This is a genomic window from Fictibacillus enclensis (assembly GCF_001457035.1).
GTDB lineage: Bacteria > Bacillota > Bacilli > Bacillales > Fictibacillaceae > Fictibacillus_C > Fictibacillus_C enclensis.
The window spans coordinates 261,705-275,174 of sequence record NZ_KQ758620.1; the positions used below are offsets into that span (position 1 = coordinate 261,705).

10 protein-coding genes are annotated in these 13,470 nt (G+C 47.4%); 8 read left to right on the forward strand and 2 right to left on the reverse strand.

Annotated features, from left to right (window positions below; genetic code table 11):
- The first annotated feature begins 162 nt into the window (after nucleotides 1-162).
- Entirely contained in the window at nucleotides 163-342 is a 180-nt protein-coding gene (locus AS030_RS19360) for an anti-repressor SinI family protein (protein ID WP_061974747.1), read from the forward strand.
- Nucleotides 343-474: 132 nt separating this feature from the next.
- Here the strand turns inward: AS030_RS19360 and AS030_RS19365 are convergent, their stop codons facing one another.
- Nucleotides 475-1,224, reverse strand: a complete 750-nt coding sequence (locus AS030_RS19365) for an SDR family oxidoreductase (protein WP_061974749.1) — start codon at nucleotides 1,222-1,224, stop codon at nucleotides 475-477.
- A 143-nt stretch (nucleotides 1,225-1,367) separates the two neighbouring features.
- A complete protein-coding gene (locus tag AS030_RS19370; RefSeq protein WP_061974751.1) occupies nucleotides 1,368-2,153 on the reverse strand; it encodes an SDR family oxidoreductase in 786 nt (261 codons plus the stop codon).
- A gap of 191 nt (nucleotides 2,154-2,344) precedes the next feature.
- Between AS030_RS19370 and AS030_RS19375 the strand changes: the two genes are divergently transcribed.
- From AS030_RS19375 to AS030_RS19405, 7 genes are all read left to right on the forward strand, one after another.
- Nucleotides 2,345-3,646 (forward strand): helix-turn-helix domain-containing protein, encoded by a 1,302-nt coding sequence (locus AS030_RS19375; protein ID WP_061975058.1) that lies wholly within the window; start codon nucleotides 2,345-2,347, stop codon nucleotides 3,644-3,646.
- A gap of 851 nt (nucleotides 3,647-4,497) precedes the next feature.
- On the forward strand, nucleotides 4,498-6,039 hold the full coding sequence (locus tag AS030_RS19385) for an AbgT family transporter (RefSeq protein WP_061974755.1): 1,542 nt from the start codon (nucleotides 4,498-4,500) through the stop codon (nucleotides 6,037-6,039).
- A gap of 30 nt (nucleotides 6,040-6,069) precedes the next feature.
- Nucleotides 6,070-7,383: a M20 family metallo-hydrolase gene (locus tag AS030_RS19390; protein ID WP_061974757.1), complete on the forward strand. Its 1,314-nt coding sequence runs from the start codon at nucleotides 6,070-6,072 to the stop codon at nucleotides 7,381-7,383.
- A 12-nt stretch (nucleotides 7,384-7,395) separates the two neighbouring features.
- Nucleotides 7,396-8,832: a M20 family metallopeptidase gene (locus tag AS030_RS19395; protein ID WP_061974759.1), complete on the forward strand. Its 1,437-nt coding sequence runs from the start codon at nucleotides 7,396-7,398 to the stop codon at nucleotides 8,830-8,832.
- A 357-nt stretch (nucleotides 8,833-9,189) separates the two neighbouring features.
- The gene (locus AS030_RS23200; RefSeq protein WP_082635902.1) at nucleotides 9,190-9,492 is read left to right on the forward strand and encodes a heterocycloanthracin/sonorensin family bacteriocin; all 303 of its coding nucleotides are present in this window, start codon (nucleotides 9,190-9,192) and stop codon (nucleotides 9,490-9,492) included.
- A 144-nt stretch (nucleotides 9,493-9,636) separates the two neighbouring features.
- Nucleotides 9,637-11,523, forward strand: a complete 1,887-nt coding sequence (locus AS030_RS19400; RefSeq protein WP_061974761.1) for a hypothetical protein — start codon at nucleotides 9,637-9,639, stop codon at nucleotides 11,521-11,523.
- Nucleotides 11,520-13,460, forward strand: a complete 1,941-nt coding sequence (locus tag AS030_RS19405) for a TOMM precursor leader peptide-binding protein (protein WP_061974763.1) — start codon at nucleotides 11,520-11,522, stop codon at nucleotides 13,458-13,460. The genes AS030_RS19400 and AS030_RS19405 overlap by 4 nt, the downstream gene beginning before the upstream one ends.
- Nucleotides 13,461-13,470: the final 10 nt, after the last annotated feature.

The window sequence follows — 13,470 nt, forward strand, 5'->3', positions numbered from 1 at the left end:
AACAATACACATTGTGAAATATACGATTTAATTTTTTAAGACGGTTTTAAAACGGACAGTATCAAACGAAACTTATAAAACCTAAATACTATTGTTGCAAATTGCCACTCTTCTTTAGGTTTACAAATAAATTACTATTTAGTTAGATAAGGAGTGTGTATAATGTATAAAACATTTAAGATTTTAAAAGTACCACATCAAGAAGTGAATCACGTTCATTCTTCAGCAAAAGACGAACTAACAGATCCCGAATGGTTGAAACTTGTAGAAGAAGCCATGAATTCCAACATAACAAAAGAGCAATTTACACAGTTTTTAAGTGAGAAAAAGTCACAGCAATAGTCTAAGCACCCGTTCCTTTTATGGTACTTTAAGCATCCTACTAACAGTCACAGCACATACACACCTCTATTTATCCAAAAAAGGCAGCAGCTCTGTTCCGAACAGACTCGCTGCCTTTTTACTTTGGCTCTCTTACCTGCCGAGCCAGCCTCCATCCACCGCCAGCAAATGACCATGAATATAATTGGACGCATCCGATGCAAGAAACACAACGGTGCCCTTAAAATCTTCAGCTGATCCCCACCGGCCAGCCGGAATCCGTTCCAGAATCTGGCGGTTTCTCGTTTCATCCGCAATCAACGCAGAGTTCATATCCGTAGCGATGTATCCCGGAACAATGGCATTCACGTTGACATTGTCCTTCGCCCATTCATTGGACAGGGCTTTTGTCAATTGAGCTACGCCACCTTTTGCTGCGGCATACGCCGGGACTGTCAATCCGCCTTGAAACGATAAGAGGGAAGCCATATTGATAATTTTTCCTGACTGCTGCGGGACCATGAACTTTCCTGCTTCCTGGCATAACAGCCAGACACACTTTAAATTGACATTGATGACATCATCCCAGTCGGTTTCCGAGAATGATACCGAGGGAGACCTGCGCTGGATACCGGCATTGTTCACCAGAATATCGATCTTGCCAAGCTCACTTACCACGGTCGGGATGGCATCCCGAACATGGGTCTGCTCCTCTAGGTTGCAATGTACAATCTTCGCACGCTGCCCAAGAGCTTCGATCTCTTTTTTTACCGTCTCATCGGCGGTGTTGCGCTGTAGAAGCGCAACGTCAGCACCAGCTTCCGCCAGGGCAAGTGCCATCTCGCGGCCAATTCCCCTGGTTGCACCAGTAATCGCCGCAACCTTACCTTCTAGTGAAAACATGAACAACTCTCCTTCTTTTTATGTGTATGTATTGGCTGAATTGTCTGTCTATAAGTTTAGCGAACCTTTCTATCTGTGTAAATGGATGGGTTTTGTCAAAGATAAAAAGCACTCGTTGTATGAGTGCTTTTTGATGTCGGCTCTTAAATTTCCAGTTCCCAATGTTCCTTTTCGGAGTCTTTCATTTTCTTTTCTGTTTCCTCCGGATAGGCGGTACGGAACGGGTGGTGCTCCAATGGAATGATTTCCACCATCTTGCGGACCATGTCTTCCGGATCGTACTGATCTTTTAAACTTTCCTCTTGTTTCTTCATATCCTCGATCCGTGTGAAATTCTTTCCTTTTTCGAACCACTTGTACTTCTCCTCTGCACTCCGGTCGTTGAAACCAGTCGCAAATGGGCCAGGGTTGATGGTCGCCACCTGTACACCGAACTCCTCCAATTCCTTCCGCAAGGTCTGTGCGATGCCTTCAATGGCATGTTTTGTTGCCGTATACGGACCAACGTAAGGAGTAGCCGCAATTCCTGCGATGGAACTCATAAACACAATTTTCCCGAACCCTTTTTCAACCAGCTTCGCAGCGGCAAGCTGTACCGTTTCAAGCGTGGCAAATACGTTTACTTCAAACAGCGCGCGGAAACGATCCAACGGAACTTCCGACAACGGACCGCCTTCATTGATCGCCGCATTGGCCACAAAGATATCAAAATCATGCTCCTTGATTTGCTCGCGGTCCCGCTCATTGGTGATATCAAGCTTAAAGACCTCAATATCGAGATTCTTTTCACGCACTTCCTTCATGAGGTCACTTTGCTGGGACGTCAGTTCCGTCGTTGCAATTACTTTATGCCCGTTTTGGGCGAGTCCAATGGCTGTCCCTCTTCCCAGTCCGCTTCCGGCACCTGTAATAAAAATGGTTTTTGACATATAATAAAACGCCTCCTGATCATTTACTCTTCCACTTCTCCCCTTCCCTTTTCATCGTTGTGCTAAAACTCCATGGAAGATTTGAAAACCATTCCCTTCCTGTTTTATGATAAGAATAGAGTTATCCAGTACATGAGGAGCTTCTGGCCTTGAAAAAAGAAGGCCAGAAGCTCCTAAAAGGACGTTTTATCATGAGAATTCAGTTAGGCGTGATCGGTCCGTCCGATTCAGTAGAATTGGTCAAAAAAGCAGCAGAACATTTCGATACTATTGATGTCCTCCCATTTGTTTATAAAAAGCTCGAGGAAACGGTAGCTTTGATCGAAGAAAACAAACACCGGGTGGACCAGTGGTTTTTTTCCGGACAGGCCCCTTACCACTATGCTCTGGCCAAAGGAATCATCGAAGAAAAAGAAGGCAGCTATGCACCGGTAAACGGCATCAGCCTGTATAAAACCCTGCTCGAAGCCCAGGTGAAAGAAAACAAAATTTTTTCGACCATGAGCCTCGACAGTATTCAGGATGATGAACTCAAGGATATCGGCGAAACCATTCCGACTTTTCAGCTGTATACCCTTCCGTATACCGGCTACCTTCCTCCAGAGAATCTGATTGATTTTCATGTCCAGCTGTACAGAGAGGGAAAAACCGAGGTTGCCATTACATTTATCCAAGAGGTGTATTTTGAGCTGAAAGCACTTGGTATCCCTTGTTACCGGGTAACGCCCGGTATACCATCTATCCGGCTCATGCTCCAGTATTTAAAAGAGTACGGTCTGTCGCAGTGGTATAAAAAAGCCCAGACGGCCATTCTCGGCATCACCGTGTTTGATTCTCCGTCCTCTTCCGACGAATCCTTTTATACGTACAAACGAAGGCAACAGGGGCTGGAGCTGCAACGGATTCTGCTTCATTATGCGGAACTGGTCCACGGTTCTTTTCAACAAATTGGTGACGATCACTTTTACATCTATACCACCCGTGGCGAAATGGACCTCCACTTCGGAGACAATTCGCTGCACCAGCTGATCGAGGATACCAAACTTCACAGCAATTTGCAGATCAACATTGGCCTCGGCTATGGCTTAACGGCGCTTGAGGCTGAGCAAAACGTGAGACTCGCCTTTCGGTTCGCCCGCCGGTATGACAAGCCGGTGATCATCCAGGTGAATGAGGACAAAACCGTAACCGAAAGCCTGCAAACGAATGAACAGGTGTCCTATAACGGACGCACATTCGGTGACCAGTGGAAGGAAACGTTAAAAAACGCCAACATCAGTCCGGCGGTAGTCGGAAAAATCCAATCGTTGGCCCAGCATTATAAAAAGAAGACCGTTACCGCCCTGGAAGTATCGCAATGGCTAAAAGGAACCGAACGAAACGCAAGGCGCATATTAACAGAACTCGAAAAATTGAACCTGGCTGAGGTAACAGGCGAAGAGCAGTCCGGATATCGTGGCCGTCCGCGCAAAATCTATAAGCTGAAACTGTAAAAGCCCTCCTTCATGGAGGGCTTTTACGTTTGGAAGAGGTATGTTAAGGAAGGTTACTCACGGTTTTGGGGGGTTTACTCACGAATTGCCGGTGCTTACTCACCGAAAAGCACACGTTACTCACGGAAATCGATCACTTACTCACCGTTTTGGGTACGTTACTCACAGAACCACTCATTTTCATTTTTTGCCAGCAAAAAATACAGCCGCTCAACGGTCAGTGCATTCTTTTCATCCATTTAAAATTCACTTCGATATTTTTATTTTTTCTATTACTTCTTCTGCTGCTTTAATCAGTTCATAATCTCTTTCTTCCAGCGGCTTTACATTTAACATAACTACTCTCCCATACTTCCGTTTATAAGTTTGACAGCGCGTGATAGGCCATATGCTCTTCCCCACGTTTAACAAAAAATTCATAGAAGGTTGATCCATTAAAATCGTTTGAACTGAAGTGAGAGCCTGGCGCCCAGCTGCCCTGGTTCACACGTTTCACTTTGAAATGTAAACCTTCGCTTTGAAATCGTTCAGCCACCTTAAAATACATGCTTTGATCAAATGCGGTATAAACCGGTACATTCTTTGACAAAAAATTAAATAGTTTCAGAGCAATTCACCTCTCTACAAATTTTCCATATCAACTAAAATTCTCCATAAAATGAATTCTCTTTCATTTTTAAATCTCCTTTAAAATTCTATATTCCATTTGTATGTAAGGAATCTTAACATGATTTAAATTTTTATTAAAAAAGAAGAAGGATTTTGTCAGACTATGCTGAATACTTTGTTAACGGAATATTAACGGACAATTTCCGTAAATGAAAAATACTGCAAAAGAAGGTGATTTTGAAATGGCAGAACTATCAGCCAGTGTTCAAAAAAGAAGTGCAAGGGGCATTTCTGGTTTTTTGAATACCATTGAACGGCTTGGGAACCGTCTCCCCCATCCTTTTATGCTTTTTGTGTACCTGGCATTATTCATGATTGTTTTATCTGCAATTGTCAGCTTGTTTGATGTATCTGTTGTACATCCTGCCACCAAGGAAACATTGAAAGTCAAAAGCCTGATTTCTGGTGAAGGCTTGAAATTCATGCTCACATCGATGCTCGAAAACTTCACCGGATTTAAGCCGCTCGGCCTTGTTTTGGCGATGGTGCTCGGAATTGGGCTGACCCAGCGCGTCGGATTGTTCGAGAGCGTAATCACAAAGACAATCATTAAAGCACACAAATCGGTTATCACTTATACCGTGTTTTTCATCGGTATCATGGGCAATATTGCATCCGATGCGGCCTTTGTTATCATTCCTCCACTGGCTGCCGTGGTCTTCTACTCCATCGGCCGGAACCCGATCGCAGGGCTCGCTGCTGGTTTTGCCAGTTCGGGAATTGGATTTACCGCCAATATTTTAATCGCAGGAACGGATGCGCTTCTTTCCGGCATTTCAACAGAGGTGGCCCAATCCATTGATGCAAATGCGTCTGTCTCTCCTGTGGATAATTGGTACTTTATGAGCGTTTCCACTGTTGTTCTGACGATTGTTGGAGGCCTGATGACAGAGAAATTTATTGAACCCCGCCTTGGTGCCTATGACGGAGAAACTGGAAAAAAGGAGCTCGATTTCACGTCCAATGCCCTTGAAAACAAGGCGCTTCGCAACGCATTCTTCGCTGCCATTCTTTACATCGGGCTAGTGGCTCTTGTGTTGTTTATTCCGAACTCCCCGTTGAGAGGAGAAGGCGGAACCATTATCCCTTCACCGTTTTTGGATGGAATTGTTCCAATCATCCTGCTCTTTTTCATTACCGTTGGTGTCACATTTGGTGTCACGATGAAAAAAATCAAGAAAACGGGCGATGTGCCTGCACTGATGACCGATTCCATCCGGGACATGGCCGGCTATATTGTGCTCGTGTTTGCCATCGCCCAGTTTATTGCCTACTTTAACTGGAGCAACCTGGCCACATGGATTGCGGTTAATACAGCAGACGGCTTGAGCTCCATCAACTTGACCGGGCTGCCCGTCGTTATAGGCTTTGTGCTCGTAACAGCTTTCCTCAGCCTGTTCATCATCAGCGGATCAGCTTTGTGGGCACTTGAAGCTCCTGTATTCATGCCGATGCTCATGCTGCTGAATTACAATCCCGCCTTCATTCAGGTGGCCTACCGGATCGGTGAGTCTTCTACAAACATGGTCACACCGCTAAATCCGTACTTTGCCATTCTGCTGACGTTCATGAATGAGTATGACAAAAAAGCGGGAATCGGCACCCTGATGTCGTTAATGATTCCGTATACGATTGTGTTTCTAGTCGTTTGGATTATCCTGCTTCTTGCCTTTGGACTTCTCGGTATTCCGGTTGGACCTGGAGTCGGCATGTACATTAATTAAAACTTAGAACATCCTGGAGAGTGATTTTAAATGACAACAACGAAAACAAGTACTGTTCATGATTTATATCCCGAAATTGTAGAATGGCGCAGGGATTTCCACCAGCACGCTGAATCAGGATGGGTGGAATTCCGTACAGCTTCGCTTGTGGCTTCCCGTCTTGAAGAGTGGGGATATGAGGTAAAAGCAGGAAAAGAAGTGGTGGATGAAGAGTCCCGCATGGGTGTTCCTTCAGAATCCTTTTTAAAAGAACAGGAAGGACGCGCTCTGGCACAGGGGGCTGATCCTAAGTGGCTTCCTTACTTATCCGGAGGTTTTACCGGAGTGGTCGGACTCCTGGACACCGGCAAACCCGGACCTACCGTTGGCCTCCGTTTTGATATGGACGCGCTCGATTTGAAGGAGTCGTCAGATGCTTCACACGTGCCGGTGAAGGAAGGCTTTCAGTCGCGAAACCACAACATGATGCATGCCTGTGGACATGATGCTCATACCTCCATCGGTCTCGGTCTGGCCAAGCTTTTATCCGAGAATAAGAACGAACTGACCGGAAAAGTAAAGTTTATCTTTCAGCCAGCGGAAGAAGGCGTCCGCGGGGCCAAATCCATGGTAGCGGCAGGTGTCGTTGATGACGTAGACGTCTTTTTCGCCTCCCATATCGGAGTAGGCATTCCGCTCGGACAGATTGTGAGCGGAGCCAATGGATTCCTGTCCACCACGAAAATTAATGTGGACTTTACAGGGAAAGCCGCACATGCCGGAAGCAATCCGGAAGACGGAAAGAATGCGCTCCTCGCTGCCTCGACCGCTGTGCTTAATCTGTATGGCATCAGCAGGCACAGCGCCGGCCAGTCCAGAATTAACGTTGGCGTGTTTGAAGCCGGAACCGGACGAAATATCATACCTTCTTCGGCTCATTTAAAAGTGGAAACCCGGGGCGAAACGACCGAGATTAATCAGTATATCCTCAAACAAGCGCTGAACATCATTTACGGAGCGGCCTCCATGCACGATGTGGAAGTCAAAACAGATGTTGTCGGAGAAGCGAAGACGAGTGATTCCAGCCCTGAACTAAAAGTGTATGTGGAGGAAACCGTAAAGGATATCGAAGGTGTAGACTCAGTGATCAGCGATTCTCCGTTTGGCTCGGGCTCCGAGGATGCGACCTATATGCTGGAACGAGTCAAGGATCTCGGCGGCTATGCCACGTATCTGATCTTTGGTACAACGCTCGCTGCTGGCCATCATCACGAGAAATTCGATATTGATGAATCCGCCATGAAAATTGCAGTTGCCTCCCTTGAAAAGCTCGTGTCACATGTTGAGAAATTTACTCTTAAATAGGCGGTGTTAACGATGGAAACAGCGGAGTCTGTCTATCAAATTGAAAAGCTCATTGAAGAAAACCGCGATGCGTATATCAACCTCAGCGACACCCTTTGGGATTTTGCAGAAACAAGATTCGAAGAATACCAATCCTATAACCTTCTCGCCGGTGCGCTTGAAAAAGAAGGATTTAGCGTGGAGCGGGGCGTTGGTGGGATCGAAACGGCCTTTATCGCTACATACGGACAGGGTAAACCGGTCATTGCTCTTCTGGGCGAATATGACGCCCTCCCCGGGTTAAGCCAGCACGCAAGGACAGCTTCACCCGATCCTGTGGTCCCAAACGGCAACGGCCACGGGTGCGGCCATAACCTTCTTGGCACCGCACCTCTTGCGGCTGCCATCACTTTAAAAAAACAGATGGAAGCTGAAGGAGTAAAAGGAACCATTAAATATTTTGGCTGTCCAGGTGAAGAAGGCGGATCCGGAAAAACTTTTATGATAAGAGAAGGACTGTTTAAGGATGCCGATTGTGCCCTCACATGGCACCCCGGCTCCTACAGTGGCATCTTTTCATTCTCGTCTCTCGCAAACTATCAGATTTCGTTTACGTTCAAAGGAAGAGCATCCCATGCCGCCAACTCTCCCCACCTGGGAAGAAGCGCACTCGATGCGGTAGAGCTCATGAACGTTGGTGTCAATTACTTGCGCGAGCATATCATTCCCGAAGCACGCGTCCACTATGCCATCACCAATACGGGCGGACTGTCACCGAACGTCGTTCAGCCGGAAGCTGAGGTGCTTTATCTCATCCGAGGGCCGCAAATGAGCGATGTGAAGAGCATTTACAACCGGGTGCTGAACATTGCCAAAGGGGCAGCACTCATGACCGAAACCGAGGTCGATGTCCGGTTCGATAAAGCGTGCTCCAATTACTTGCCAAACACCTCACTCGGAAGCATTATGCATAAACAGCTTGAAATCTATGGAATTCCTGACTATGACCAGAACGAGATGAAGTTTGCAGAAGAAATTCACCAACAGATTACCGCAGATGATATTCAAAATACGATCCAGGAAATCAACAAGCTCACGCCTAATAGCCGGCTGAAGACGGTTAATAATACCTTCCTGGGAACCGTCCTTCCGTTTGAAGAAACGACGGAGTTGATGTTCGGTTCCACCGATGTTGGCGATGTCAGCTGGACGGTGCCGACCGCTCAGTTCTTCGGATCCTGCTTTGTTTTTGGCACACCGCTACATACCTGGCAGCTCGTCAGCCAAGGTGCCACCTCCCTTGCCCACAAAGGCATGCTGCAGGCAGCGAAAGTGCTGGCAGGCACAGCATGGGAGATTTTGCAGGACCCTGAGATAGTGAAGCAGGCCAAGGACGAACTTGCCGGGCAAACAGACGGACAAGCGTATGAGTGTCCGATACCAGAAGGAATTACACCTTCTCCGCTTTAAAAAATCAATATAAAGAAGGCAGCTCTCCTATTGGATTGGCTGCCTTTTTATTTCAATCTACAATGACAGGTTGGTGAGATAGATCATTGAAATCTCCCCAAAGCACTGAGAAAGATTCCCATATTAACCTCCACAATATCCCCCCTTTTATCACCTGATGAATCGTTATATGTACAACCCCATCATTAAAGACAGAATTTCAATCATTCTTTAGCCCATAAGTGTTTGTTTCCGCTCCTGACCGTAACTTGGTACAAGTACAATCCATACTTTATGGTGAGGGTAATTGTCAGGAAGACAGATGTCCCTTGCGTTGTCTTTGTTCGTTCAACCTTTTAGGCAAAGGAGGTTATCGTATTGGATGAATTCAAGTGGAATCTTGAGGGATTAAACACGGAAGATGTCAGTGTCAGCAATGTTCAGCCGAACTATCCGCAGTATCAGGACATGAATGATCCTGCGCGACAGTGTGTGGTCGTTGGTGTCTGTGTGGTTGGGTCCTGTATCGGACCATGCGGAGGCTGTGGCGGATGCGGCGGATGCGTGGGATGCGTGGGATGCGTTGGCTGTGCCCGCTGCGGCGGTTGTGCGCGCTGCGGCGGTTGTGCGCGCTGCGGCGGTTGCGGCGGACGCTGCGGCGGTTGTGGCGGCCACCGTTAAGTAAAAGAATCAGGGACACAAAGAAAAGTCTTGCATCCTTTCAAAATGCAGGGCTTTTCTTTATGGAGACAGACATAAAGGACAATCAGCGATCCATATAGTTAAATGATGTCATAGTCGAGCTTTCTGAAAAGGAGGGCCATCATGCAAAAGGTTAATGATTCAATGTGCTTAAAAATGAACAGGGACACGTTTATCATTCCTGATTCGAACCAGGGAGTGTCTGTCCGGAACAATGAAAAATCATTACGAATGGAAGGCAGCACTATCGACCGCTGGCTGGAAAGATTGACACCGATGCTTGACGGAACACGCACACTTCAAGCCATAACAAATGGGCTGCCGGAGGCTTTTCAAGATCAGGTCTACAAAATTGCACACATTCTGTACGAAAACGGCTTTGCCCGGGATGTAAGCCAGAGCACCCCTCACCAGCTATCTGACACTGTTCTTAGTCAATACGCTTCCCAAATTGAATATTTGGATCAAATCCGAAATTCAGGGGCCTACCGGTTCCAGGTTTACCGTCAGACAAAAGCCGCGGTATTGGGAGCCGATTCACTTCTTCCTTCTCTTGTTCAATCTCTCATTCAATCCGGTCAACCGGGCTTTACGATCATTCTTACCGCATCTCAACAATCTCTCCAGCCGTTTTTGAGAGAAATAATAGAAGAGGCCGCCAAAAAAGATTCCGAGTCAAATATTATTCTTATGCAGTCATCGAACAAAGATTGGAGCAAGGAGCTAAAACCCTATGATTCTGTTCTTTATAGTTCCCATGGCAGTGATCTAACCGAGCTTCGTACCCTTCACTCCCTTTGCAAGAAACAGGGAAAAACCTTTCTTCCGGTTACCATTTCAAACGGCCTTGCTTTTGCCGGCCCTGTCGTCACTGCTAAATCGGAAGTTTCCTGGGAATCTGCGTTTCGCCGCATTCACCAGCGTCGGGGGCAAGCAACTCCAACTTCCCCTTCCCAAACCGCTTGTGCCCTGTTGGCAAACGTGGCCGTTTTTGAGTGGTTTAAAGAAGTCACAGGGGTGTATGAAGGTCGAAAGGATACATCCTTTTACCAGCTTAACCTTGAAACACTTGAAGGAACCTGGCAGCCGTTTCTTCCCCATCCTTTGGTCAACGGCCGTGTATCTGCACAGCCTATTGAAAACCCGGCTGAATGTCTTGAAACCCGCGCCCATCAGCCAACAAATCTGCATCCCCTTTTCCTCCAAATCACGTCCACGGATGCGGGTATCTTTCATGTTTGGGAGGAAGCAGATTTATCTCAGCTCCCGCTATCACAGTGTAAGGTTCAAGTTGCTGACCCGAGTTCAGAAGGTCCATCCAAGCTCTTTCCCGAACTCGTTTGCTCAGGTCTCACCCATGAAGAAGCCCGCCTTGAAGCGGGTCTGTTTGGCCTCGAACAATATATCAGCAACTATGAAAATGAGTTCTTTGGTGAAAATCGTTCCTTCTATTGGGGAGCGGGGATTGGCCAAACGGCTGAGGAAGGCATGGGCAGGGCACTGCAGAATGCTCTTCACGAGGTGTTTCAGAAAAAGCAGGATTACCGTGTCAGCGAAACGCCTTTGAACCTGTCTTCCCTTGAAGATGAACGGTGCCAATTTTTATGGCAGTCATTGAAAACCCTCAAGCCTGCTCCTCAGCTCTTTTCTGGAGAAGCTGTGCTCGGTTTTCCGGTGATTTGGGTTAAGGGCGACGAAAATTGGCATGGAAGTGTGGGACTGAATCAAAAGATGGCGGTAAGCCGTGCATTGCAAACGGCTTTGATAACTGCTCAAGATAAGGAAATTTGTCATTTCCCATATGGGGTTACCGCTTCCTCTGTTACCGTCCATAAAGAGAAACAGCCCGAGTTTTCCTTTAACGAAGAAACATGGAAAGAAACCTTTCTGTCTGCTTTAAATCGGCTAAACCAGAAGGCTCAATTTTACGAGCTGCAAGCGGAATCCTTTTTCACCGAACATACAAAAGACATTTATGGTGTGGTGTTAAGCGGGGTGGAACAGACATGAGCCAATCCATCGTTATTATCGGCAGCGGAATGTTGGCTGATCAGGTACACGAGGAGCTGTGCGGACAGTACTCATTATCAAGGGCAGCTATAGTGAGCGAAGCGGTTTTGGATCAACAAGCGCTCGCCCTGGTGCTTCACGATTCCTGGATACCTGGGGAGCACCGGAAAGCCGAAGAGGTCTTTCGGTCATCCGGCATTCCCTGGCTCCGGGGCTTTGTTGCCTTTGGCGAAGCCTGCATCGGCCCCCTTGTAGAGCCTGATCATGAGGGCTGCTCAGAGTGCGCAGACCAGCGCCGCTTTATGGCCGGTTCAAACCGGAGAGAACATTTCCATCTGAAGGAATATATGATGGACCATCCTCAAACGGAAAATGATCCCTGGGCTTCCACTCTCGGTCTAAAACATGCCTCCCTTCTTATACAGGAGGAAGTCCATCAGATCTTGTCCGGGAAAAAAAGCCGTACCTTTGAACATGTCTTTCTTCTGCACTTAAATACGCTCCGGCTATCCAGCCACCTCGTTCTGCCTGATCCGTATTGCCCGGTATGCGGAAATCTGCCGGAGGATACAGCAGAAAGAGCAACGATTCACTTAAAACCCAGCCCTAAAGCCTCCCTCCAAAGCTTCCGCTGCCGCTCATTGGAAGAGCTGGAAAAGATACTTGGCAGAAATTATATCGACCACCGAACCGGTCTTCTGAATCAAAAACACTACGACCTCACTTCGCCGTTCGCTGATACGGTAGTGAACCTGCCCTTGCTGACGGGCAATGAATTATGCGCTGGACGCACCCATTCCTTTGTTCAAAGTGAACAGGGTGCCATCTTGGAGGGGCTCGAAAGATACTGCGGTTATGCGCCAAAAGGAAAACGCACAACGATTTATGCTCCGTATGCGGAGGTGGCAGATCATGCCCTTAACCCGAAAGCTGTAGGCGTTCATACAGAGGAACAATATAATCGTCCCCATTTTCCTTTCCAGCCGCTCACCCCTGACCGATCGATTGATTGGGTGTGGGGCTACTCGCTAACACAGGAACGGCCGATATTGGTACCGGAGACCTTTGCTTACTACAGCCTGGGATGCGGCGGAGGGTTTGTCTATGAAACCTCTAACGGCTGTGCGCTTGGCGGCAGTCTGGAGGAAGCCATCCTCTACGGAATTTTTGAAATTGTGGAGCGTGATTCTTTCCTGATGACATGGTACGGCCGGCTTCCTCTACCGTGTCTTGATCCCGCATCAATCAATGATCAGGAATTCCAGCTCATGATCAAGCGCTTACGCACGGTGGCTGGCTATGAAGTCCGGCTGTATAACTCAACAACCGAGAACGGCATCCCAAGTGTTTGGGCTATTGCCAAAAGTACAAAATCCACAGGCATGAACGTCGTCTGTGCCGCCGGAGCCCACATTGATCCTTTGAGGGCAGTAAATGGTGCGGTACAAGAGATTGCCGGTATGCTGCTCAACATGGACGAAAAGCTCGAACAGAACCGGGAAAAATACGTCAGTATGTATCACGATTCCTATCTCGTCCAACAAATGGAAGACCACTCGATGCTGTACGGCTTAAAGGAAACAGAAGAACGCCTGTCGTTCCTGTTGGATCAACCTGCCGTAAGACGCTTTGACGAGGAATTCTCGCCGCCCCGCCAGCAGCCGGATTTGCTTGACGATTTAAAGGATATCCTGAACATATTCGGCCGTCTTCAAATGGAAGTTATTGTCGTGAACCAAACCAGTCCGGAATTGAAACGAAACGGACTTCATTGTGTCAAAGTCATAATACCTGGCATGATTCCCATGACGTTCGGCCATCATCTGAGTCGCCTGAAAGGATTGGACCGTGTTTTAAACGTACCCGCGAAACTCGGGTATACAAAAAAGCCGCTGAACGTCAGCGACCTGAACCCCTATCCCCATCCGTTTCCATAATTCGTCCCGA

Bases quoted from the DNA above. Each gene is read 5' to 3' on its own strand.
- AS030_RS19360 (WP_061974747.1), top strand. From the start codon at position 163: ATGTATAAAACATTTAAGATTTTAAAAGTACCACATCAAGAAGTGAAT.
- AS030_RS19365 (WP_061974749.1), bottom strand. From the start codon at position 1,224: ATGTTTTCACTAGAAGGTAAGGTTGCGGCGATTACTGGTGCAACCAGG.
- AS030_RS19370 (WP_061974751.1), bottom strand. From the start codon at position 2,153: ATGTCAAAAACCATTTTTATTACAGGTGCCGGAAGCGGACTGGGAAGA.
- AS030_RS19375 (WP_061975058.1), top strand. From the start codon at position 2,345: ATGAGAATTCAGTTAGGCGTGATCGGTCCGTCCGATTCAGTAGAATTG.
- AS030_RS19385 (WP_061974755.1), top strand. From the start codon at position 4,498: ATGGCAGAACTATCAGCCAGTGTTCAAAAAAGAAGTGCAAGGGGCATT.
- AS030_RS19390 (WP_061974757.1), top strand. From the start codon at position 6,070: ATGACAACAACGAAAACAAGTACTGTTCATGATTTATATCCCGAAATT.
- AS030_RS19395 (WP_061974759.1), top strand. From the start codon at position 7,396: ATGGAAACAGCGGAGTCTGTCTATCAAATTGAAAAGCTCATTGAAGAA.
- AS030_RS19400 (WP_061974761.1), top strand. From the start codon at position 9,637: ATGCAAAAGGTTAATGATTCAATGTGCTTAAAAATGAACAGGGACACG.
- AS030_RS19405 (WP_061974763.1), top strand. From the start codon at position 11,520: ATGAGCCAATCCATCGTTATTATCGGCAGCGGAATGTTGGCTGATCAG.